A 22,552-nucleotide genomic window follows, 5' to 3' on the forward strand; every position below is an offset into this window, starting at 1 on the left:
GACGCGACGCGTCCCGCGCCGCGCCGGGATCGACGCATCAGCCGCCGCTACGCTGCTTCAGCGCGGCCAGGTCGGCCAGCACCTGCCGGGAGTTTTCCTTCGGATCGACGTCCGGATAGTGCTTGGCGATCAGGCCCTGCGGGTCGATCAGGAAAGTCTCGCGGCGCGCATAGCTCATGCCCATGTGCGAGGTCAGCACGCCGTAGGCCTTGGCGGTGACCTGGGTGTTGTCGGACAGCAGCGGGAACGGCACGTGGTACTTCTCGGCGAACTTCGCGTGCGAGGCGACGTCGTCCAGGCTCACGCCGAGCACCTCGGCACCGGCCTTGTGCAGGGCGATGATGTCGTCGCGGAAGGTGCACACCTCGGTGGTGCAGCCGGGCGTGAAATCCTTCGGGTAGAAGTACAGCACCACCCACTGGCCCTTGTGGTCGGCCAGCGTGTGCCACTTGCCGTGCTGGTCCTGCAGCTTGAAGTCGGGGGCGGCCTGGCCGTCCTGCGGGGCGCCGGCGGCGGCCGCGTCGGCGGCGAACAGCGGCAGCGGGGCGATCAGCAGGACCAGCAGCAACAGCGAGAGCAAACGGCGCATCGTAGTCACCTCACGGAGCGACGGCGGGATCCCGCCTGGCGAATGCAGGACCGGCCCGGGGCGTCCGAGCTTACGCCAGCGTCCGCCCGGCCGGCATGCGCGGGTTGATCAGCGCGTTCAGCACGTGATCCTCCCAGCGCCCGGCGATGTTCAGGTAGGCGCGCGCGTAGCCTTCGCGCTCGAAGCCGAGATGCTGCAGCAGGCGCGCGCTGCGCTCGTTGCGCGGCATGTGGTTGGCCATGATGCGGTGCAGGCCGAGCGTATCGAACACGTAGGCGATGCCGGCCGCCGCCGCCTCGCGCATCAGCCCGCGGCCTTCCCACTCGCGGCCGAGCGAATAGCCGAGGTAGCAGGCCTGGAACGACCCGCGCACGATCTGGCTGAACTGGCAGATGCCGATCACGCGCTCCGCCTCCGGCGCGAGCACCACCAGCGGCGCCGCCGTGCCGCGCGCGAACGCCGCGCGCAGGTCCGCCGCGCGCGCGCGCCAGCCGGCGACGGTGTAGAACGCGGCATCGCGCAGCGGCTCCCACGGCTCGAGGTGCTCGCGATTGGCGCAGTAGTAGGCCGCGATCGCCGCGGCGTGTTCCGGGCCGATCACGGTCAGCCGCGTGCGCGGCGTGGTCAGGTGGGGGATGGTGTCCATGGCGCCTCCGGCAACGGCGCAGTGTAGCCGCACGCGCGCGCGGCGCCCGCTCAGCCCGCGGGCGTGGCCAGCTCGTCGTAGCCGCGGCCGCGGAATTCGAGCAGGCAGAAGCCGTGCCCGAACGGATCGGCGAACCGCGCGATGCGGCCCCATGGCTGGCTGCGCGGCTCGCCTTCCCGGCGCGCCCCGGCGGCCAGCGCGGCGCGCATCGCCGCCGCGAGGTCGTCGACCACGAAATCGAGGTGCACCGGCGTCCAGTGGCGGCGGTAGTCGCGCGGCGTGCCCGGCGCGGCGGTCGCGGCGCTGCCGGCCGGCTTCGCCAGGAGATAGAGCGGCGCCTCGGCGCCGAGCATCTCCACGCCGCCGGCGCCGAAGCGGCGGCCGACGCGCAGGCCGAAGGCCCGCGTATAGAACGTTACCGCCCGATCGAGATCGTCCACGTCGATGTTGACCAGCAGGCTCGCCATGACGACTTCCGCATGCGTGGGGGTGGCCGGGATGCTCTGATGCCCAAGATCGCACATTCGCACGCCGCCGCCCGCCATGCCCGAACCGACGCGCACTTTCCTGGCCAGCGACCGCCTCGGCTGGCGCCGCTGGCACACCGACGATCTGCCGCTCGCCGTGTCGCTGTGGGGCGACGCGCAGGTGGCGCGCTTCATCCATGCCGACGGAGCGCCGGACGCCGCGGCGATCGCCGCGCGGCTGGCGCGCGAGATCGACACCCAGCGCACGCACGGCTACCAGTACTGGCCGCTGTTCCTGCGCGAGGGCGACGCCTTCGTGGGCTGCTGCGGTCTGCGCCCGTACCGCCCGGAGGCGGGCATCGCCGAGTGGGGCGTGCACCTGCAGCCAGCCTACTGGCGGCGCGGGCTCGCCGAGGAAGCCGGTCGCGCGACGATCGCCTACGCGTTCGACGTGCTCGGACTGCAGGCGCTGTTCGCCGGCCACCATCCGCACAACGATGCGTCGCGGCGCATGCTGGAAAAGCTCGGCTTCCGCTATACGCACGCCGAGCTGTACCCGCCGACCGGCCTGCAGCACCCTTCCTACCTGCTGGCGCGCGCCCCCTGAAGGGCCGCGCGCCGCAGCGTCGCGACGTCAGGGCGCGGCAAGCGCCTTCGGCGAGGGATAGTTGCCGGCGGCCTTCAGGCCGTCGCTCCAGGTGAAGTCGAAGGTGAGCTGGCGCGCGATGGCGCGATCGCTGGCCGGCTTGGAGGCCGAGCTGACGCGCTTGTACAGCACCGACTCGACGTGCAGCGGCCGCATCGTGGCGACGTCCAGGTAGGCGTGGGTCAGGCCGACCAGGTCCGGATACCAGTCGTCCGGCGCCGCCGCGCCCGGCACCCAGGCATCGGCGCCGACCTTCTGGCTGCGCAACTGGTACTTGGCGCGCGCGGCGTCGGCCAGCTCGCCGTAGGCCCAGAACTCGGTGCCGGCCTGGTTCTTCGGCTGGCCGACCCGGGTGATCTGCCAGTCGACCAGCAGTGGCCACGGCTCCGGCGCGGTGGCGCGCCGCCGTACCGAGCCGGCGACATCGCGCGGCGCGCCGTCCCAGGCGCCGAACCAGGCGTTCAGCGTCTGCATCGTGCGCGATTCCAGCTCGCGGCGGACCAGGTCGCGGCGCAGCTCCGGCATCACCGATTCCGCGCCGGCGATGTAGTGCTGGCCGGCTATCGCCTCCTTCAGCCGCGCGTCGGCGTCGACGAAGCCGAAGAAGCGGCCGGAATGGTCGAGCCGCACCGTCAGCGGCATGCACAGCGCGCGGCGACCGGCCTCGCTGGTCGCTTCGGTCCACTGCGCCAGCTTGCCGGACAGCGGCTGCGGATCGCGCGCGCTGAGGATGTAGCCGCCGGCGCCGTCGTCGCGCAACTCGATGGTGTAGCGCAGCGAGCACGGGCCGTTGAAACCTTCGCGCACTTCCACCTGCGCGCTGACCGGCACCGGCCAGGCGAAGCGCAGCTTCTGCGCCGGAGTCAGCGAAACCGCCGGCGCATCCGGCGGCGGAGCCGGCGGTTCCGGCACCTCCGCCTGCGCGGCGAGCGCGAATAGACCAAGCAGAACAGCGACGGGCGCGAGCAGCCCGGTAGCACGACGTTTCATGAGCGATCCCCCCCTGCCGGACACCCCCGTGCCCGCGTCGGCGTGGCGCAATGCCGACCAGTTGCAAGCAAATTGCGCGCCACATTGCGATTATCGACCCGATTCGGCGCCCCCAGCGCAACTTGCGCCGATCATCGCCGAATGCGCAGACATCGCATCCGTTTATCGCCGACGCCAGCGGGCGGTGTCAAGGCCGACCCGCAACGCCCCGCCACCGCGAATTGCCCCAAAGCGCAGGTGTCGGACGCACAGGGGCGGCCGCCGCGCCTTTCGTTCAACGCTTGCCGGGCAGTTCGGGAAAGCGCGCCGGATCGTAGCCGCCGACCTCGAACACCAGCGTTTCCGAGCCGCGCCCCTTCAGCTCGACCTGCATGGTCAGCTTCTTCGCTTTCGCCAGCGCGGCGATGAAGCGTGGATCGTCCTCGATGAAGATCGCCGGCTCGCCGGTGACGGGCAGGTAGGCCTTCCACGGTCTGGGCGGCGCGCCGTCGATGCCGATCGGGATCGCGCAATGGCCGCTGCAGGCGAAGCCGCGGCCGCTGCCGAACAGATACGCGCTCTGGCCCCAGGCGGAGTGCCGGCGCAGCACCAGGCGCACGCGGTCGTCGCCGCCGGGGCGCGAGCTGTAGATCGACGCGGTGATCTGCGTGCCGCCCGACTCCTTGCCGGTCTGGTACGCCCACAGCGCCTGCAGGCGGGCCCTCTCGGCGTTGGCGCTCGCGGTGCGCTCGATCTCGGGCAGGGTCTTCTGCACCGTCGCCGCAGCCTGCGTGCCGGCGAAGTTCGCCACGATGTCCTGGCCGATCGGCACCGCCAGCGCGTAGCGCTGCGTGTTCACCATCGTCTGATACAGCGCGAGCTTCTGCGTCGCCTGCGCCTCGCGCGCGGCCTGCTGCTGCGCGGCGAGCTGCGCCGGCGTGGGCGCGTTGCCGCCTGGCGAGCAGGCGGCGAGCAGCGCCGCGGCGCAGACCAGGGCGGCGGGACGGCATACGCGTGCGGACATCGCTGGGCTCCTGCGGCAATCGCAACGGCGCCAAGCGTGGCCGCCGGGCGCCGCCGACGCAAGCCCGCACGCATACCTTCGGCCCATGACGGCCGCGGCACGCGCGGTTAGCTTCGCGGGATCGACAGCGGAGGCGAACCGATGACCGACCCGGCCTGGCAGCGCGACGTGGAACGCATCGAGACCCTGGTTCCCGCGATCTATGCCTGCATCTCCGGTCCGGCCGGCGCGCCGCGCGACTGGGCGCGCTTCCGCTACCTGCACCGCGCCGACGCGCGCAGCCTGCGCACCGTCGTCGACCCCGACGGCCGCGTGCGCGCCGAGGCGTTCGACACCGACGCCTACATCGCCAACGTCGAGCCGTTCTTCGCCCGCAACGACTTCTACGAGATCGAGATCGAGCAGCGCGTCGAGCGCTTCGGCCAGGTCGCGCACGTGTGGAGCGTGTACGAATCGCGCCCGGCGCCGGATTCGCCGCTGCTGCTGAAGCGCGGCGCCAATTCGATCCAGTTGTTCCACGACGGCGCGCGCTGGTGGGTGGTCAGCACGACCTGGGACAACGAGCGCGAGGGGCTGGCCTTCGACCTGTTCTGAACGGCGCGCCGTACACTAGGCACCTCGCCTCCGCGCACGGACCCGCCGCCATGCCCTCCTTCGACGTCGTCTCCGAAGTCGACAAGCACGAGCTGACCAACGCGGTCGACCAGGCCAACCGCGAACTGAAGGACCGCTTCGACTTCAAGGGCAGCGAGGCGCGCTTCGAGCTGGAAGGCTACGTCGTCACCCAGCGCGCACCCAGCGACTTCCAGCTCAAGCAGATGCTGGAGATCCTGCGCGGGCGGCTGGTCGCGCGCGGCATCGACCTGCGCTGCCTGGACGCCGCCGAACCTGAGACCAACCTCGCCGAGGCGCGCCAGCGCATCACCGTCAAGCAGGGCATCGAGCAGCCGGTGGCGAAGAAGATCATCGCCGCGATCAAGGCCGCCAAGCTCAAGGTCGAGGCGCAGATCAACGGCGACAAGCTGCGCGTCACCGGCAAGAAGCGCGACGACCTGCAGTCAGCCATCGCCCTGCTGCGCAAGACCGAGCTGGACGTGCCGCTGCAGTTCGAGAACTTCCGCGACTGAGGCGCGTCGAGGCCGTCGCGCCCTTCGCCGGGGGTCGCGATGAGGAGATACCCCCAGGAACGACGCGAGCGCGGGGCCACGCAGCTCCCGCCTAGTGCATCCGGCACATGAACGCGCCCACCGGCTTTGCTTTGCTGACGGCCTCGAACGGGGAGCCCGCCATGCGCCGCCATCCGCTGCTGCTGCTCGCACTGCTGTGCGTGGGCGCCACCGCCGTCGCGTCCGCGCGCGAGGACCGCATCCTGATCCTCGGCAATCCCGCCGGCAGCCAGAGCGTGTCCGCCACGGCCGCCGGCGCCCACGCCGAGTACAGCTACAACGACCGCGGCCGCGGCGACCACATCGTCGCCGACTGGAAGCTGGACGCCGCCGGCGTGCCGGTCGAATACACCGGCAAGGGCAACGACTACATGAAGGTGCCGGTGGAGGAATCCTTCCGCCTGGCGAACGGCAAGGCGAGCTGGAGCAACCGCACCGAGCACGGCGAGCGCACGCAAGTCGGCGAGGCGTTCTACATCCCGGCGAACGCGCCGCCGGAGATGCTGGGCGTGCTGGCGCGTGCGCTGCTGAAGGCGCCGGGCCACCGCCTGCCGCTGCTGCCGGCCGGCGAGGCGCGCATCGAAGCCGCCGGCACCGCCGAGGTCCGCGACGCAGCGGGCGCCAAGGTCACGCTCTCGCACTACCGCATCAGCGGCCTCGACTTCACGCCGACGTCGATCTGGCTGACCCGCGACGGCGACACCGCCGCGCTGGTGTCCGGCTGGTTCACCGTGGTGCCGCCGGCGCTGGCCGGCGCGGTGCCGAAGCTGGCGGCGGTGCAGGAACAGGCCGACACCGCCTGGTCGGCGCGCGTCGCGCGCGAGCTGACGCGCACGCCCAAGGGCGACCTGGTGATCCGCAACGCGCGGCTGTTCGATCCGCGCGACCTCCGGGCCACCCCCGGCATGTCCGTATGGATTCGCGGCGAGCGCATCGTGCGCGTCGCCGCCGATGCCGACCTGCATGCCCCCGCGGACGCCGAGACCATCGACGCGCACGGCCGCTTCCTGCTGCCGGGCTTGTGGGACGACCACCAGCACTTCGGCGGCGTCGACGGCGCGCTCGATCTCGCCAACGGCGTCACCAGCGCGCGCGACATGGCCAACGACACCGACGCCTTCCCGAAGCGCGTCGCCCGCTTCGACGCCGGCACCGAGCTGGGCCCGCGCGTGCTCAAGGCCGGCATCATCGACGGCACCGGCGAATTCGCCGGCCCCACCAAGATGCGCGTCGACACCGCCGCGCAGGCGCTGGCCGACGTCGACTGGTATGCCGACCACGGCTACGCGCAGATCAAGATCTATTCCTCGGTGAAGCCGGAACTGGTGCCGGTGATCGCCAACGAGGCGCATGCGCGCGGCCTGCGCGTCAGCGGCCACGTGCCGGCGTTCATGTCGGCGCGCCAGTTCGTCGAGGCCGGCGCCGACGAGATCCAGCACATCAACTTCATCGAGCTGAACTTCCTCTGGCCGCAGGTGCAGGAAACGCGCAACCGCGACCGCTTCATCAAGGTGGCCGAGCACGCGCGCGAGTTCACGCCGGACAAGCCGCAGGTACGCGCCTTCATCGACTTCCTCAAGCGCCACCACACCGTGCTCGACCCGACCATGTCGGTGTTCGAAGGCCTGTTCTGCGGCGATCCCACCGCGGTGCCGCCCGGCCTCGAGGACGTCGCCCCGCGCCTGCCGGCGCAGATCCGCCGCAGCCTGCTGAGCGGCGCGCTGCCGGTGCCGAAGGGCGAGGAGCAGGCCTGGCGCGAGGCGTTCCCGGCCATGCTGCGCCTGCTGAAGGGGCTGCACGACGCCGGCGTGACCACCCTCCCCGGCACCGACGCGCTGGCCGGCTACACCCTGCACGTCGAACTGGAACTGTATGCAAAGGCCGGCATTCCCAACGCCGAAGTGCTGCGCATGGCCACGCTGACGCCGGCCGAGGTGATGGGCGTCGACAAGGATCGCGGCGTGATCGCCGCCGGCAAGCTCGCCGACATGATCCTGGTCGACGGCGACCCGCTGCGCGACATGCGCGACCTGCGCCGCGTCGATCTCACCCTCAAGGGCGGCAAGGTGTTCGAGCCGGCGGCGATCGAGAAGGCGCTGGGGATCGCGCCGCGGGCGCGTTGAGTCGCGGCGGCGAAGCGAGGGGAGCGCCACGGGCGCTGGGCTGAAGCCCACCCTACGGGCCTGAGGGCGCGCAGCGACACCGCCCTCGCACAAGGGCCACGGCACGCACGCATGCCGTGGCGGCAACGCATCAGGCCGGCGTCGCGGTCCGGCGCCCCAGTGCCGGGCCGGCACGCCACGCGATCAGCGCCGCGGCCGTCGCCCACACCAATGCATAGATCCACCACAGGCGCGTCAGATCGGCACCGCCGTAGAAGCGGAACACGTAACCCGCACCGGTCACGTTCACCGCGGCGTGCATCATCATGCACAGCAACACGCTCTCGCGCGCGCCGTTGTACAGCCACGCAAACACCACGCTGGCTGCAAACACCGAAATCAGGAAGCAGGGCACCACCGGCCAGGCGAACTCCTTGCCCATCAGCGGCACGTGCCAAAGCGCCCAGATGGCGCCCAGCACCAGCGCCGCGGAGAGCGGCGTGCGCACGCGCTGAAGCTGCGGCAGCGCGTACCCGCGCCATCCGGGCTCCTCGCCCAACCCGACGAACACCAGCGTAAACAGGAAGCTTGCGAACACTTCCGGCCACTTCTGCCACTGCGCCACGGTGGGCGCGGGCGCGCCCAAGGCGATGTTGATGGCCAGCGACGACGCCAGCAACAACACCGGCAGCAGCAGCGCCACCGCATACCACCGCGGCGCCACCCGCACCCTCACGATGCGCAGGAGCAGACCGCGCACCGCGGGCCAGCCGCCGGCGAGGCCGGACAGGATCAGGCCGGCGACCAGCGGGCCGAGCGGGTTGATTCCGGAGGCCTTGGGCACGCCGAGCAGCGACAGCAGCCACGGGTACCACGAAAGCAGGAAAGCCAACGGAAAGTAGACGCGCAGCGGCTTCTCGCGCGCCAAGCTTCGAATGGACATACCCCCCTCCGGTTCGGATGTCACCGCCATGCGCCGCAATCGGCGGTCAGACGCGCTCGTCGGCTCCCGGTCCGCGATCTTGGCCGGTCGCCATGGCTGAAAGATGCCGCCGCCCACCGAAGGGTTTAAAGGCGCTAGCGCGGTCTCCGATGGGGCGACTGCGGGTGGATGTGCGTCGGGGGCGCGTGCCGCTCCGAGAGCGCCAGCGCGGCCATGGATGCGGTGTGCGGGGCGAGGGTACGCCGCGCCCGCCCCGCCCGAGAGCCGCCTACCCGCTGCGGCCATGCCAGCGGGCCGGAACGACGCGCCGATCGCGTCGTCCGACCGTGGCGAAGGCCGACGAAACCGCCCTTCCCGCATGCCGCGGGAAGCAGACGCTCACACCGTCCACGGCTCCGGCCGCTCGGCGTCGATCTTCCACACCTTGATCGCGCGGGCGACGTCTTCGGGGTTCATCTTGCCGTCGGCGGCCAGCGCGGCGATGGCGGCGTGGGCGATGTGGTAGCGGTCGACCTCGAAGAAGCTGCGCAGGTGCTCGCGGGTGTCCGAGCGGCCGAAGCCGTCGGTGCCGAGCACGACGTATCTCCTGCCTTCCGGCATGAACGCGCGGATCTGGTCGGGGAACGCGCGCACGTAGTCGGTGGCGGCGACGACCGGGCCCGGGCGATCTTCGAGGCACCGGGTGACGTGCGCCTTGCGCGGGGTCTTCGCCAGCGGGTGCATGCGGTTCCAGCGCTCGGCCTCGAAGCCGTCGCGGCGCAGCTCGGTGAAGCTCGGGCAGCTCCAGATGTCGGCGCAGACGCCGAACTCCTTTTCCAGCAGCTCGGCGGCGGCGATCGCCTCGCGCAGGATCGTGCCGGAGCCGAGCAACTGCACGCACGGCACATGCTTGTTCCGGTTCTTGCCCTTGTCCGAGTCCCGAGTCCCGAGTCCCGAGTCCCGGAACAGATACATGCCCTTGATCACGCCCTCCTCGCAGCCCTTGGGCATGTCGGGGTGGGTGTAGTTCTCGTTCATCACGGTGACGTAGTAGTAGACGTCCTCCTGCTCCTGCAGCATGCGGCGGATGCCGTCCTGCATGATCACCGCGACCTCGTAGGAGAAGGTCGGGTCGTAGGCGTGGCAGTTCGGCACCACGCCGAACATCAGGTGCGAGTGGCCGTCCTCGTGCTGCAAGCCCTCGCCGTTCAGCGTGGTGCGGCCGCTGGTGCCGCCGATCAGGAAGCCGCGGCAGCGCATGTCGCCGGCGGCCCAGGCCAGGTCGCCGAAACGCTGGTAGCCGAACATCGAGTAGTAGATGAAGAACGGCAGCATCGGCACGTTGTTGATCGAGTAGCTGCTGGCCGCGGCCATCCACGCCGCCATGCCGCCGGCCTCGCTGATGCCTTCCTGCAGCACCTGGCCCTGCTGGTCCTCGCGGTAGTACAGCAACTGGTCGGCGTCCTGCGGGCGGTACTTCTGCCCGAACGGCGCGTAGATGCCGATCTGGCGGAACATGCCCTCCATGCCGAAGGTGCGCGCCTCGTCGGCGACGATCGGCACCAGGCGCGGACCGATGTCCTTGTTGCGCAGCAGCAGGTTCATGCCGCGCACCAGCGCCATGGTGGTGCTGATCTCGCGCTCGCCGCTGCCGCTGGTGATCTGCGCGAAGGCGTCCAGCTTCGGCGCGGGCAGGCTGGCGCTCTTGCGGCGCCGCTGCGGCAGGGGGCCGCCCAGCGCCTTGCGCCGTTCCAGCATGTACTGCACTTCCGGCGAGTCCATGCCCGGGTGGTAATACGGCACTTCCTCCAGCTTGTCGTCCGGCACCGGGATGTTGAAGCGGTCGCGGAACGCCTTGATCGAGGCGGTGCCCATCTTCTTCTGCTGATGGGTGATGTTCTGCGATTCGCCGGACTCGCCCATGCCGTAGCCCTTGACGGTCTTCGCCAGGATCACGGTGGGCATGCCGGTGGTGTTCACCGCGGCGTGGTAGGCGGCGTAGACCTTGTGCGGATCGTGGCCGCCGCGGTTCAGGCGCCAGATGTCGTCGTCGGAGAGGTTCGCCACCATCTCCTTCAGCTCGGGATACTTGCCGAAGAAGTGCTCGCGCGTGTACGCGCCGCCGAACGCCTTGCACGCCTGGTACTCGCCGTCGACGGTTTCCATCATCAGCTTGCGCAGCAGGCCGTCCTTGTCGCGCGCCAGCAGCGGGTCCCAGTAGGAGCCCCAGATCACCTTGATCGCGTTCCAGCCGGCGCCGCGGAACACGCCTTCCAGCTCCTGGATGATCTTGCCGTTGCCGCGCACCGGACCGTCGAGGCGCTGCAGGTTGCAGTTGACGACGAAGATCAGGTTGTCGAGGCCCTCGCGTCCGGCCAGCGAGATGGCGCCGAGCGACTCCGGCTCGTCGACCTCGCCGTCGCCCATGAAGCACCAGATCTTGCGGTCGGTCTTCGGCATCAGGCCGCGGTTCTCGAGGTACTTCCAGAACTGCGCCTGGTAGATCGCCTGGATCGGGCCGAGGCCCATCGACACGGTCGGCACCTGCCAGAAGTCGGGCAGCAGCCACGGATGCGGATAGGACGGCAGCGAATGGCCGCCGACCTCCATGCGGAAGCGGTCCAGCGTGGCCTCGTCGATGCGGCCCTCGACGAACGCGCGCGCATAGATGCCGGGGCTGGAGTGGCCCTGGTGCAGGATCAGGTCGCCCGGATGCTCGGCGCTGGGCGCGCGCCAGAAATGGTTGAAGCCGACGTCGTACAGCGTGGCCGAGGAGGCGAAGCTGGCGATATGGCCGCCCAACTCGCCCGGCTTGCGGTTGGCGCGCACCACCATCGCCATCGCGTTCCAGCGGATGATCGAGCGGATGCGCCATTCCAGCGCGGCGTCGCCCGGGCTCTTCGCCTCGAGGTGCGGCGGGATCGTGTTGACGTACTCGGTGGTCGGCTGGAACGGCAGGTAGCCGCCGGCGCGGCGCGTCTCGTCGACCATGCGCTCCAGCAGGTAGTGCGCGCGCGCGGTACCGTCGGCGCCGATCACGGCCTGCAGCGATTCGGTCCACTCGCGGGTCTCGACGGGGTCGATGTCCTGGTCGAGGATGTCCTGCAGCTGGTTCATCGTGCTCTCTCCGCGGAGCCGGGGGAGGCGGCGCCGCTCGTTTCGCTGGGTTTGCGCCCCGCGGCCGCGCGGGCAGCGGGGCGGGCTTTCGAGTCTAGCGCCGTGCGCTCGCGCGGCGCCATCCGACCGCCGGCATACGCGCCGCGACCCGCCGGCGCGGCAGAGGGCGCGCGCTCATCGCCGCGCGCCGCGCGCCGCCGCGCGCAACTGCGCGTCCACCGCGGCGAGCGCGGTCATGTTGACCACGCGGCGCACGGTGGACACCGGGGTGAGGATGTGCGCCGGCTTGTCCAGGCCCATCAGGATCGGGCCGATCGACACGCCGTCGGTCATCACCCGCACCATGTTGTAGGCGATGTTGGCGGCGTCGAGGTTCGGCATCACGAACAGGTTGGCGCGCCCGCTCAGCGTGGTGTGCGGGAACATGCGCTGGCGCATCGCCTCGTCCCACGCGGTGTCGGCCTGCATCTCGCCGTCCATCTCCAGGCGCGGCGCGCGCGTGCGCAGGATTTGCCAGACCCGGCGCATCTTCGCCGCGCTGGGGTTGTCGTGGCTGCCGTAGTTGGAGTGCGACAGCAGCGCCACCTTGGGCTCGATGCCGAACAGCTTGAGGCGATAGCTGGCCTGCAGGGTGGCCTCGGCGATCTGCTCGGCGCTGGGATCGACCTGCACGTGCGTGTCGAGGAAGAACCACACGCCGCGGTCGTTGATCACGCCGCACATCGCCGAGGTGCACTGCACGCCCGGATCCAGCCCGAACACGCTGCGCAGGTAGCCAAGCTTCTTGTGGTAGCGGCCGATCAGGCCGCAGATCAGCGCGTCGGCCTCGCCGCGCTCGACCATCAGCGCGCCGATCAGCGTGGGCCGCGAGCGCATCAGGTTCTTGGCCGCCGAAGGCGTGACGCCGCGGCGCTCGGTCAGCGCGTGGTACTGCTGCCAGTAGTCGGCGAAGCGCGGATCGTCGTGGATGTTGGTCAGGTCGAAATCGACGCCCGCGCGCATGCGCAGGCCGAGGCGCTGCACGCGCGCCTCGATGACCTCGGGCCGGCCGATCAGGATTGGACGGGCCAGGCGCTCGTCGACCACGGTCTGCACCGCGCGCAGCACCGTTTCCTCCTCGCCCTCGGCGTAGACCACGCGCTTCGGCTCGGCGCGCGCGCGCTCGTACACCGGCTTCATCAGCAGGCCGGTGCGGTAGATGAACTGGCCGAGCTTCTCGCGGTAGCCGCCGAGGTCGGCGATCGGCCGCGTGGCGACGCCGGACTGCATCGCCGCCTGCGCCACCGCCGGCGCCAGCTTGGTCAGCAGGCGCGGGTCGAACGGGCGCGGGATCAGGTACTCGGGACCGAACCTCGGCGTCTCGCCGGCGTAGGCGCCGGCCAGGTCGGTCGCTTCCATGCGCGCCAGCGCGGCGATCGCGCGCACGCAGGCGAGCTTCATCGCCTCGTTGATGGTGGTCGCGCCGACGTCCAGCGCGCCGCGGAAGATGTACGGGAAGCACAGCGCGTTGTTGACCTGGTTCGGATAGTCCGAACGGCCGGTGGCGACGATGCAGTCGGGGCGGACGCGCTTCGCTTCCTCCGGCAGGATCTCCGGCGTCGGGTTGGCCAGCGCCAGGATGACCGGCCGCTGCGCCATCGCGGCCACCATCTCCGGCTTGAGCACGCCGCCGGCGGACAGGCCGAGGAAGATGTCGGCGCCGGCGACGATCTCGGCCAGCGTGCGCTTGTCGGTGCGGCGCGCGTAGCGCCGCTTGTCCGGGTCGAGGTCGGTGCGGCCCTCGTGCAGCACGCCGTCGCGGTCGGCCGCCAGGATGTTCTCCGGCTTCAGCCCCAGCGCCACCAGCATGTCCAGGCAGGCGATGCCCGCGGCGCCGGCGCCGGCAGTCGCCAGCTTCACGTCGGCGATGTTCTTGCCGACGATCTCCAGCGCGTTCAGCACCGCAGCGCCGACGATGATCGCGGTGCCGTGCTGGTCGTCGTGGAACACCGGGATCTTCATGCGCTCGCGGAGCTTCTTCTCCACGATGAAGCATTCCGGCGCTTTGATGTCCTCGAGGTTGATGCCGCCGAAGGTCGGCTCCAGGCTGGCGATGATCTCGACCAGCTTGTCCGGGTCGCGCTCGCTGACCTCGATGTCGAACACGTCGATGCCGGCGAACTTGCGGAACAGCACGCCCTTGCCTTCCATCACCGGCTTGCCGGCCAGCGGGCCGATGTCGCCGAGGCCGAGCACGGCGGTGCCGTTGGTGATTACCGCGACCAGGTTGCCGCGCGCGGTCAGTTCGGAAACGCTGCGCGGATCCTCGACGATCGCCTCGCAGGCCGCGGCGACGCCGGGCGAATAGGCGAGCGCGAGATCGCGCTGGGTCAGCAGGGCTTTGGTGGGAACGACCTTGATCTTGCCGGCAGGCCCGCAGCGGTGATAGTCCAGCGCGGCCTGCTTGAGTTCCTCGGGGGTAGCCATGGATGGGTATCGGATGCGTCCGCGGCGACGACCGCGGACAGGGGGAATGTCGCTCGCGACTATACCACAGCGGTGCGCAGCGCCCCCGCGCAAACCCGCGCCGTTGCGCGCTTTCCGTGCGCCCGCGCACGTTCGCGCGGCTACAGTCCGGGGGTCAGGTCGGTGGCGTCGACGGCGGTCATGTGGATGCGGTTGGCGAACAGCGAGAACGCCAGCTTGCCGGCCAGTCCGGCAGCCTCGCTCACCCACGGCGGCAGGTACTGCGGCGGCGCGATGAAGCCGGACTCGAACAGCGGCGCCAGCGTGATCGCATCGTGCAGGGTCATCTTGCCGGCGAACAACTGGCGCATGAGGTCGAGCCGGTTGTTCTTCAGCGCCCAGCGGAAGAACGTGTGTACGGTGAGCAGGCCGTGCAGGTAGACGTTGTCCTTGGTGAACGCGGCGCCGCCGGTCGGCGGCACGCCGCGGAACACGCGCTGCGCGGAGTTGAAGCTGTCGACGGCGGTCTGCCCGGCGTCGCGGAAATAGCGGAACACCTCGACGAAATCGGCGCCGTCCAGCGCCATGTCGATGGCGAGGATGCGCAGGCTGATGCGCTTCAGCCGCCCGATGTCGATCGAGCCCGACATCAGTTCGGCGAACACCGCCAGCCCCTCCTGCGTCGCTGTCACGCGCGGCGAGGTGCGCGACAGCGAGGCGAGATAGGGCTGCTCGCGGCCGTTCAGCGCGGTCAGCGAATGCACGAACGCCTCGTGCGCAAGCAACTGGTGGCGGTCGTAGGCGCTGAAGCAGGTCGCCGAGCGCAGGCGGATGCGGGTCGCGCCGGCGGCGGCCTTGGCGGTCAGCTCGGGATCGGCCTCGACCGCGATGCGGCCATGGCCGAAGAACGCGTCCAGCGTCGCCTGCAGCTCGTCGCGCAGCGCTTCGGCGGGAATGCAGTAGGCGGCCTCGTCCAGCGCGAGCTGCGCGCCCAGCTCGTCGGCCAGCGCGACGAAATGGCGCGCGGCGTCGAGATTGCTCGCGTCGCCGCCGGGGATCGCGTCGCCCGGGCGGCCGTACAGCACGATCGCGTGCGACGTCACCGCGGCCGTGCCGACCGCCTCCAGCATCTCGGCGGCGATGCGCCACGAGGTCGCGGTGCGGATCAGGTAGACGCCCGCCGGATGGCCGGGATCGGCGGCGGCGGCGATCGCTTCCAGCTCGGCGCGCTCGCGCGCGAGGTCCGGCCGCGCGTAGTCGACCTGCGGCAGCGCCATGTCGCCGCGCTGTGCGCGCTCGAGGAACGCGCGCTCCACCGCCGCCGGCCACGCCACCGTCGGCAGCACGCGGATGCGCCGCACCGCGGCGACCAGGCGGCGGTCCAGCGCGGCGTGGCGTTCGAGCGCGGGGGAAAGCGCGGCGGCAGACATGCGCGCGAGTCTACTGCGGTGCAACCGGAGCGGGCTGAATGCCGCCGGACGCGAAGCTGGCATCATGCCGGGACGCAGGACCGACTGCCTGCAAGGGGCGCGAAAAAGGCGCAAGTCGTGCCTCGGGCCACGCGGCCTCGGCCACGAGTCGCCGGCACCTGCGGGAGAGGCCTTGGCCCGGATCGCTTGCGCAAGCGGCCCCGCATCATCGCCGCCGTCGTCGCTTCCGCGCTCAGGACGGTCCGTGCTTCTCGCGCGCCCGCCGCCCCAGCGCCTTGCTCGCCGGCCTGGCCCCGGCCTTGCGCTGGAGGCGTGCTTCCAGCGCGGCGGCCTGCTGTTCGCGCTCGTCGTGCAGCTTGAGGTAGCTCTGCCAGCGCCCGGCCGGGAGCTCGCCGGCATCCAGCGCGGCGCGCACCGCGCAGCCGGGCTCGTTGCCGTGGCCGCAGTCGGAGAAGCGGCAGCGCGCGGTCAGCGCCTCGACGTCGGCGAACAGCTCGAGGTTTTCCTCGCCGGTCAGCTTCAGCTCGCGCATGCCGGGCGTGTCGATCAGGCAGCCGCCGCTGGGCAGCTTGAGCAGCGCACGATGGGTGGTGGTGTGGCGGCCGCGGCCGTCGCTGCCGCGCGTGGCGGCGGTGGCCATGCGCGCCTCGCCGAGCAGGGTGTTGGTCAGCGTCGACTTGCCGACGCCGGAGGAGCCGACCAGCACGGCGGTGTCGCCCGGCTTCAGGTACTGCGCCAGCGCGGCGACGCTGGCGGCGTCCTTGCCGTTGATCGCGTGCACCGGCGTGCCCTCGGGCAGGCGCGTCGCCAGCTCGGCCAGCGCGGCATCGACCTGCGGGTACTTGTCGGCCTTGGTCAGCACCACCACGGCCTGCGCGCCGGAGCCTTCGATCAGCAGCAGGTAGCGCTCCAGCCGGCGCGGGTTGTAGTCCTGGTCGAGGCCCATCAGCACGAATGCGTAATCGACGTTGGTGGCGATCAGCTGGCGCTCGTAGCGCTCGCCGGCGGCGGCGCGGGTGAGCGCGCTGCGCCGCGGCAGGAAGGCGACGATGCGCGGCGGCTTGCCATCCTCGACCAGCACGAAGTCGCCGACCGCCGGGCGCGCCGCCGGATCCAGCCCGCGCTTCAGGAACGGCGCCGCCGGCTGCGCGTCGAACACGCGCTCGCCGTCGTGCAGCTCGTAGCCGGCGCGGTGCTGCGCGACCACGCGCGCCAGCGCGCGGCCGCGCGCGATCTCGGCCTCGGCGACGGGATCGCCGCGCCAGCCGATGCCGGCCAGGCGGACGGAAGCGGGTTCGCTCGACATGCGCGGATTATGAAGTACGTCACGCCGCGTAACGAGCTGTAACTCAAGCCCGCGGCGCCGCGGCCGAAACCGTACGGATGTGCGGCCCGCAGCCTGCCGCGGGCCGGCCCCCCTTCCCCCACATCGAGGTCACGACATGAAAGCCCTGATCGCCGCCCTGGCGCTGGTCGCCTTTTCCCTGCCCGCGTTCGCCGACTGCACCGCCGCCAATTTCGCCGTCGACGCGTTCCAGGCGTCGCCGAACCCGCGCGCCAACAAGATCAGCCTGGCCGGCAAGCTGGTGAACAAGTGCAGCGAGCCGGCCGCCGCGCAGATCCGCATCGTCGCCAAGAGCGCCAGCGGCCGCGTGCTCGGCAGCGAGGACGGCTGGCCGGCCGGCACCGCCAACATCGCGCCGGGCCAGAGCGTCAGCTTCGACCTCGGCCCGCTGTTCCGCTTCAGCCCGGAGATGGCCGACTTCTCGGTCAACATCGTCGGCGTGCGCAAGTGGTGATTGCCGCGGCGCAACGTCGTGTAACTCAAGATTCCGCGGGCGCGGCCGATCCGGTGTACGAGGCAGATCGCGTTTGCGCCGCGGCGCAGGCGCGATCGCACCGTCCGGCAACCCGCGAGGTACCGAAGATGAAAGTCCTGATCGTCGCCCTGGCCCTGGCCACCGCCTCCCTGCCTGCGTTCGCCGACTGCACGGCGACCAGCTTCGGCGTCGAGGGCTTCCAGGCCACGCCCAATCCGCGCGAGCGCAAGCTCAGCCTGGCCGGCAAGCTGGTCAACAAGTGCAGCGAACCGGCCGCCGCGCAGATCCGCATCGTCGCCAAGGACGCCGGCGGCCGCGTGCTCAGCAGCGAGGACGGCTGGCCGGCCGGCACCGCCAACATCCCGCCGGGCCAGAGCGTCAGCTTCGACCTCGGCCCGCTGTTCCGTTTCAACCCGGAGATGTCCGAGTTCTCGGTCAGCATCGTCGGCGTACGCAAGTGGTGATCCCCCCCTCACCCCCATCACCACTGACTTCGACGGGGCCTGCGGGCCCCGTTTTTTTGGCCCCGCTTCCGTAGCGGTCGCCCGCACGCAGCCCGGGGCTGCCTGCGCGCCAACCTGGGGTCGCCTGCACGCAGGCCCCTACACCCGCGCGCCGGTAGGAGCCTGCGTGCAGGCGACCGCAACCGCGCCCACGCCTTCGCGCAGGCGCCCGCGTGCGGGCGATTTCGGGCAGGCGCCCGCTCAGTGCAGGGTCAGCAGCTCGCCGAAGCCGGCGATGCGCAGGATGTTGCGTACCGAAGGGCTGCAGTTGACCACGCGGATCTCGGCGCGGTCGCCGCCGGCGTGCTCGCGCAGCAGCAGCAGCATGCCCAGCGCCGAGCTGTCCATCTCCTCGGTGCCGGCGAGGTCGATCACGTAGCTGCGCGCGGGCGCGGGCAGCTTCAGGTAGGCGTCGCGGAACTGCTTGTGCACGGAGAAATCGAAGCGCTCCTGCACGCGGATGGTCAGGCAGCCGTGCTCGCGGTCGTGTTCGGCGGTGATGGACATGGGCTTCGGCGCTGCGGCGGTTCCTGGTTCTTTATCGGCGCGCGGACAGGAAGCTTGAGAAAGCGGGACTGGGCCGGAACGTGCGGCGGGTGCAGCGCGAACCGCGATTCGCCGGAACGGCGGCCCGACGAGGGGCGCGCGCCTCGTCTCCCGTCTCCCCGTTCTAAAACAAATCGATCTCGCCGGCGCTCATCGAGGTCTGCAGCGCCGGGCCCTTCTGCCGCGCGCGGGCACGCTCACGCTGCACGTGCAGGCGCTCGCGCAGGCGCTCGGTGCGGGCACGCGCGGCGGCCTGGTCGCGCTCGTCGCAGGCCAGGGCGGCGAGGTCGCGGGTGCATTCGGTGGCGACGCCCTGCAGGTCGACCAGGCCCTGGCGGGTCTGCCGCAGCAGTTGGGTCAGGATGTCCTCGAACTGCAGCGAGCGCACCGTGGTGGCGACGTCGCTGCTGAGGCCGTGGTTGATCGTCGTCACCTCGTCCGCGGCCGCGGCCACGCGCGCCTCGGTGTGGGTGACGTGGTCCATCATGCGGTCGATGTCGCCCTTGGTCGACAGCGCCACGCTGAGGTCCTGCGCGGCGAGCCGGCCGACCAGCCCGCGCAGTTGCTCCATCGCGCCGCGCGCGCGCTCGACGTGGGCGCCGATCTTCTCGTTGAACTGGTTGGAGTGCCGCGCCAGGTTGCGGATCTCGCCGGCCACCACCGCGAAGCCGCGTCCGGCCTCGCCGGCGCGCGCCGCCTCGATCGCCGCGTTCAGCGCCAGCAGGTTGGTTTCCTCGGCGATGGTGTTGACGTTCTTCAGCAGCGCGAACACCGCGTCCATCTCCTCGGACATTTCGTCGATGCGGTAGACGATGCGCAGGCTCTCGCGCGACAGCTCCACCACCAGGCCGACGAAGTGCTCAAGCAGCTCGGTGGTCTTGCCGGTGAAGCCCTGCATCGAGCCGCCGCCGGCGGTGGCCTCCATGATCTGGCGCAGCAGCGCCTGCTGCGCGCCGGTCTTGCTGCTCAGGCCCTCGAAGCCGGAGCCGAGCTGCGCGCCGGCATCGCGGATGATGTCGAGCGCCTGGTGCAGTTCGCGCGCGGCGTGGCCGAGCTCGTCGAGCAGCGCCACGCGCACCTCGTCGAGCGCGTCGCGCATGCCCTCGGCGGCGTCCGTGGACAGCGCCGCGGCGTCCGCCGGCGCCGCCGCCCAGCGGCGGCTGGCGCGGTGCAGCAGCACGATCCAGGCCGCGGTCAGCAGCGCCACCGCCAGCGGCGCCACCCACGGTCGCGCCGAGGCCAGCACCGCCAGCAGCGCAAGCGCGCCCACGCCGAATCCGATCGCCAGTTCGTTCCTGTGCAGCGGCTGCATGGCCGTCTCCTGTGGGCGCGCGGGCTAGCTGCCCGTGCGCGTCCTGCCGTGGGTAATGGGATGTTGTGCGAGCTGCAGCAGGCGCATCGCGATCTCGGGCAATGGCAGCAGCTCCTGCGCCGCGCCGGCCTTCCACGCCGCGCCGGGCATGCCCCAGACCACGCTGGTGGCCTCGTCCTGGGCCAGCGTCGGCGCGCCGGCCTCGCGCAGCTCCTTCAGGCCTTGCGCGCCATCGTCGCCCATGCCGGTGAGGATCGCGCCGACCGCCTGCGCGCCGACGCTGGCTGCGACCGAGCGCAGCAGCACGTCGACGCTGGGCTTGTGCCGGCTGACCGGCGGGCCGTCGTGCAGGCGGCAGACGTAGCGCGCGCCGTCGCGCATCACCAGCAGGTGCTGGCCGCCGGGCGCGATGTAGGCGTGCCCGGGCAGGATCGGCTGGCCGTTCTGCGCCTCGCACACGCGCATCGCCGAGTTGGCGTCCATGCGCGCGGCGAACGGGCCGCTGAACTGCGCCGGGATGTGCTGGGTGATCACGATCGGCGGCGCGTCCGGCGGCATCGCCGCCAACACCACGCGGATCGCCTCGGTGCCGCCGGCGGAAGCGCCGATCGCGATCACGCGCCCGGCCGAGGGCAGCTCCCTGAGCTGCGCGCGCGGCAGCACCGCGTCGGCGTTGAGCTTCGGCGCGGCGCCCAGGCGCGGCACGCTGGCGGTGTAGGCGCGCGGCCGCGCGCGCGCGGCGTCCTTGACCTTGGCGACGATCTCGGCGGCATAGTCGCCGAACGTGCCGCTCAGGTCCGCGCTGGGCTTGCCGACGAAGTCGACCGCGCCAAGCTCCAGCGCGCGCAGCGTCACCTCGGCGCCGCGCGAGGTCAGCGAGGACACCATCACCACCGGCATCGGCCGCAGCCGCATCAGGTTCTCGAGGAAGGTGAGGCCGTCCATGTGCGGCATCTCGACGTCCAGGGTCAGCACGTCGGGTTCGAGCTGCTTGATCCTGTCGCGCGCGACCAGCGGGTCCGGCGCGGTGCCGACCACCTCGATGCCGGCATCCGCCGAAAGCATCTCGGTCAGCATCTTCCGCACCAGCGCGGAGTCGTCGACGATGAGCACGCGTACCTTTGACATCGCTGGCCTCAGAAAAGCTCGACCTCACCCTTTATCGGATCCTTTTCGAGCTGCTTGAGGTAGCCGCGCTCGCGATCCAGGATGGTGCTGTTGTGCATGACGCGCAGCGGGCGCATGCGCGCGCGGCCGCTGTCGGGGAAAAACTGCACGTGCCGCGGGTAGACGTCGCCGACGTCCTCGGCGACCAGGGTCAGGCCTTCGGTGGCGATGTAGCGGCGCACGAACTCGACGTTGCGCCGGCCGACGTCGCTCATCACGCGCGCGCCGCCGAAGATCTTCACCTCCAGCCGCGATCGCACGCCGCCGGCCTTGAGCACGGCGTTGATCAACTGCTCCATGGCGTCGCTGCCGTAGCGCGCGGCGCGGCCGGCGGTGGCGGCCCACGCGCCGCTGTCGCCCGGCGCCGGCTCCGGCAGCATGAAGTGGTTCATGCCGCCGACGCCGCTGGCCGCGTCGCGGATGCACGCCGACACGCACGAGCCGAGCACGGTCACCACCGCCTCGCCCTGCACGGTGACGTAGAACTGGCCGGGCAGGATCTTCACCGCGACCCGCTTGAGGTGCGGGTCCCAGTAGCGGTTGACCTGCTCGAAGCCGGGCAGCACGCGGTTCCGGTCGAAGCCGGACGCGGCCAGCACGTCGGCTGCCGGCGCGACCGCCAGGGCGGTGACCGCGTTCATGCCGCGCTCCTGCGGTAAATGGTGCGGCCGACCAGGCGGAACGCGTCGCTCATGCCGTACAGCGACTCGGAGTGGCCGAGGAACAGGTGGCCGTCCGCGGCGAGCTGGCCGGCGAAGCGCGCGAACAGCCGCTCCTTGGTCGGCTTGTCGAAATAGATCACCACGTTGCGGCAGAAGATCGCGTCGAACGTGCCGCGCATCGGCCACGCTTCCAGCAGGTTCAGCGGCCGGAACGCGATCAGCTCGCGCAGGCGCGGGTGCACCATCGCCTGGCCCGCGTAGCGACCGGTGCCGCGCAGGAACCAGCGCCGCCGGCGCGTCGCGTCGACGTCGTCGAGGCGGTCCATGCGGTAGCTGCCGCGCTGCGCCGCGTCCAGCGCCTGCGGCGAGATGTCGGTGGCGAGGATGCGTGCGTCGGCCGCGCCATGCTTTTCCAGCGCTTCGGCCAGCACCATCGCCAGCGTGTACGGCTCCTCGCCGGTGGCGCAGCCGGCCGACCAGATGCGCACGCGCCCGCCGCGCGCCGCCAGCAGCTTCGGCAGCAGTTCGTCGGCGAGGTACTCGAAGTGGTGCGCCTCGCGGAAGAAGGCGGTGACGTTGGTGCTGATCGCGCTGACCAGCGCGTCCAGCTCCGCCTCGGGCTCGCGGCGCAGCAGCTCGCAGTACTGCGCGAAGCTGGACAGGCCGAGCGCGCGCAGCCGCCGCGCCAGCCGGCCGTACACCAGTTGGCGCTTGTGCTCGCCCAGCGCGATGCCGCATTTCGCCGCGACGAACTCGCGCAGGAAACGGAAGTCGGCGTCGGTGAAGGCGTAGGCATGCTCGGCGGCGAATGCGGTGGCGGCCATGCGTGGGCGTCCGCGCTCAGAATTCCTGCCAGCCGCCAGCCTCGGTTTCCGCAGCGGCGGCCTTGCCGGCGTGGCCGTTGAAGCGCTTGGGCGGCGACAGCGCCAGCGCGTCGGCATCGTCGGCCTCCGGCTCGGCGCGCGGACGCGCAGCCGGCGTGCGCGCGGTGCGGGCGGCCGGCTCCTGCGCGGAAGGCG

The 22,552-nt window shown here is 71.3% G+C and carries 21 protein-coding genes; 6 read left to right on the plus strand and 15 right to left on the minus strand.

Annotation, left to right across the window (positions count from 1 at the left end):
• Nucleotides 1-37: 37 nt before the first annotated feature.
• The 3 genes from ABFC67_RS00255 to ABFC67_RS00265 form a co-directional block, all read right to left on the minus strand.
• The gene (locus ABFC67_RS00255; RefSeq protein WP_346736032.1) at nucleotides 38-589 is read right to left on the minus strand and encodes a peroxiredoxin; all 552 of its coding nucleotides are present in this window, start codon (nucleotides 587-589) and stop codon (nucleotides 38-40) included.
• Between the two features lie 70 nt (nucleotides 590-659).
• Entirely contained in the window at nucleotides 660-1,235 is a 576-nt protein-coding gene (gene rimJ / locus ABFC67_RS00260; RefSeq protein ID WP_346736033.1) for a ribosomal protein S5-alanine N-acetyltransferase, read from the minus strand.
• Between the two features lie 50 nt (nucleotides 1,236-1,285).
• Complete coding sequence (locus tag ABFC67_RS00265) at nucleotides 1,286-1,702, minus strand: VOC family protein (protein WP_346736034.1); 417 nt, start codon at nucleotides 1,700-1,702, stop codon at nucleotides 1,286-1,288.
• 76 nt (nucleotides 1,703-1,778) lie between these two features.
• Here ABFC67_RS00265 and ABFC67_RS00270 point away from each other — a divergent pair, with 76 nt between their 5' ends.
• Nucleotides 1,779-2,309, plus strand: a complete 531-nt coding sequence (locus tag ABFC67_RS00270) for a GNAT family N-acetyltransferase (RefSeq protein ID WP_346736035.1) — start codon at nucleotides 1,779-1,781, stop codon at nucleotides 2,307-2,309.
• Between the two features lie 27 nt (nucleotides 2,310-2,336).
• Here ABFC67_RS00270 and ABFC67_RS00275 read toward each other — a convergent pair whose 3' ends face one another.
• The gene (locus tag ABFC67_RS00275; protein WP_346736036.1) at nucleotides 2,337-3,338 is read right to left on the minus strand and encodes a hypothetical protein; all 1,002 of its coding nucleotides are present in this window, start codon (nucleotides 3,336-3,338) and stop codon (nucleotides 2,337-2,339) included.
• A 274-nt stretch (nucleotides 3,339-3,612) separates the two neighbouring features.
• The gene (locus ABFC67_RS00280) at nucleotides 3,613-4,341 is read right to left on the minus strand and encodes a hypothetical protein (RefSeq protein WP_346736037.1); all 729 of its coding nucleotides are present in this window, start codon (nucleotides 4,339-4,341) and stop codon (nucleotides 3,613-3,615) included.
• A gap of 141 nt (nucleotides 4,342-4,482) precedes the next feature.
• On the opposite strand from ABFC67_RS00280, the gene ABFC67_RS00285 reads away from it, so the two are divergent.
• From ABFC67_RS00285 to ABFC67_RS00295, 3 genes are all read left to right on the plus strand, one after another.
• Nucleotides 4,483-4,935: a hypothetical protein gene (locus ABFC67_RS00285; protein WP_346736038.1), complete on the plus strand. Its 453-nt coding sequence runs from the start codon at nucleotides 4,483-4,485 to the stop codon at nucleotides 4,933-4,935.
• 50 nt (nucleotides 4,936-4,985) lie between these two features.
• Nucleotides 4,986-5,468, plus strand: a complete 483-nt coding sequence (locus tag ABFC67_RS00290) for a YajQ family cyclic di-GMP-binding protein (RefSeq protein ID WP_346736039.1) — start codon at nucleotides 4,986-4,988, stop codon at nucleotides 5,466-5,468.
• Nucleotides 5,469-5,629: 161 nt separating this feature from the next.
• The gene (locus ABFC67_RS00295; protein ID WP_346736040.1) at nucleotides 5,630-7,630 is read left to right on the plus strand and encodes an amidohydrolase family protein; all 2,001 of its coding nucleotides are present in this window, start codon (nucleotides 5,630-5,632) and stop codon (nucleotides 7,628-7,630) included.
• Nucleotides 7,631-7,760: 130 nt separating this feature from the next.
• Here ABFC67_RS00295 and ABFC67_RS00300 read toward each other — a convergent pair whose 3' ends face one another.
• The 5 genes from ABFC67_RS00300 to rsgA all read right to left on the minus strand — a co-directional run bounded on the left by ABFC67_RS00300 (nucleotide 7,761) and on the right by rsgA (nucleotide 16,829).
• Entirely contained in the window at nucleotides 7,761-8,582 is an 822-nt protein-coding gene (locus ABFC67_RS00300; protein ID WP_346736041.1) for a type II CAAX endopeptidase family protein, read from the minus strand.
• 348 nt (nucleotides 8,583-8,930) lie between these two features.
• Entirely contained in the window at nucleotides 8,931-11,648 is a 2,718-nt protein-coding gene (aceE, locus tag ABFC67_RS00305) for a pyruvate dehydrogenase (acetyl-transferring), homodimeric type (RefSeq protein WP_346736042.1), read from the minus strand.
• 174 nt (nucleotides 11,649-11,822) lie between these two features.
• Nucleotides 11,823-14,114, minus strand: a complete 2,292-nt coding sequence (locus tag ABFC67_RS00310; protein ID WP_346736043.1) for an NADP-dependent malic enzyme — start codon at nucleotides 14,112-14,114, stop codon at nucleotides 11,823-11,825.
• Between the two features lie 140 nt (nucleotides 14,115-14,254).
• On the minus strand, nucleotides 14,255-15,523 hold the full coding sequence (locus ABFC67_RS00315) for a flavohemoglobin expression-modulating QEGLA motif protein (protein WP_346736044.1): 1,269 nt from the start codon (nucleotides 15,521-15,523) through the stop codon (nucleotides 14,255-14,257).
• A gap of 232 nt (nucleotides 15,524-15,755) precedes the next feature.
• Complete coding sequence (rsgA, locus tag ABFC67_RS00320; protein ID WP_346736045.1) at nucleotides 15,756-16,829, minus strand: ribosome small subunit-dependent GTPase A; 1,074 nt, start codon at nucleotides 16,827-16,829, stop codon at nucleotides 15,756-15,758.
• 136 nt (nucleotides 16,830-16,965) lie between these two features.
• Here rsgA and ABFC67_RS00325 point away from each other — a divergent pair, with 136 nt between their 5' ends.
• Together ABFC67_RS00325 and ABFC67_RS00330 are read left to right on the plus strand one after the other, a co-directional pair.
• On the plus strand, nucleotides 16,966-17,322 hold the full coding sequence (locus ABFC67_RS00325) for a hypothetical protein (protein ID WP_346736046.1): 357 nt from the start codon (nucleotides 16,966-16,968) through the stop codon (nucleotides 17,320-17,322).
• A gap of 128 nt (nucleotides 17,323-17,450) precedes the next feature.
• Nucleotides 17,451-17,807, plus strand: a complete 357-nt coding sequence (locus ABFC67_RS00330; protein WP_346736047.1) for a hypothetical protein — start codon at nucleotides 17,451-17,453, stop codon at nucleotides 17,805-17,807.
• A gap of 240 nt (nucleotides 17,808-18,047) precedes the next feature.
• Here ABFC67_RS00330 and ABFC67_RS00335 read toward each other — a convergent pair whose 3' ends face one another.
• From ABFC67_RS00335 to ABFC67_RS00355, 5 genes are all read right to left on the minus strand, one after another.
• Nucleotides 18,048-18,353: an STAS domain-containing protein gene (locus tag ABFC67_RS00335; protein ID WP_346736048.1), complete on the minus strand. Its 306-nt coding sequence runs from the start codon at nucleotides 18,351-18,353 to the stop codon at nucleotides 18,048-18,050.
• Nucleotides 18,354-18,516: 163 nt separating this feature from the next.
• Nucleotides 18,517-19,704: a methyl-accepting chemotaxis protein gene (locus tag ABFC67_RS00340; protein WP_346736049.1), complete on the minus strand. Its 1,188-nt coding sequence runs from the start codon at nucleotides 19,702-19,704 to the stop codon at nucleotides 18,517-18,519.
• Between the two features lie 24 nt (nucleotides 19,705-19,728).
• Nucleotides 19,729-20,832, minus strand: a complete 1,104-nt coding sequence (locus ABFC67_RS00345) for a chemotaxis response regulator protein-glutamate methylesterase (RefSeq protein ID WP_346736050.1) — start codon at nucleotides 20,830-20,832, stop codon at nucleotides 19,729-19,731.
• Between the two features lie 8 nt (nucleotides 20,833-20,840).
• Nucleotides 20,841-21,512, minus strand: coding sequence for a chemoreceptor glutamine deamidase CheD (gene cheD / locus ABFC67_RS00350; RefSeq protein WP_346736051.1), 672 nt, complete (start codon nucleotides 21,510-21,512; stop codon nucleotides 20,841-20,843).
• Nucleotides 21,509-22,357 (minus strand): protein-glutamate O-methyltransferase CheR, encoded by an 849-nt coding sequence (locus ABFC67_RS00355; RefSeq protein ID WP_346736052.1) that lies wholly within the window; start codon nucleotides 22,355-22,357, stop codon nucleotides 21,509-21,511. The genes cheD and ABFC67_RS00355 overlap by 4 nt, the downstream gene beginning before the upstream one ends.
• Nucleotides 22,358-22,552 lie beyond the last annotated feature (195 nt).

This window comes from Mizugakiibacter sp. (assembly GCF_039680435.1).
Classification (GTDB): domain Bacteria; phylum Pseudomonadota; class Gammaproteobacteria; order Xanthomonadales; family Rhodanobacteraceae; genus Mizugakiibacter.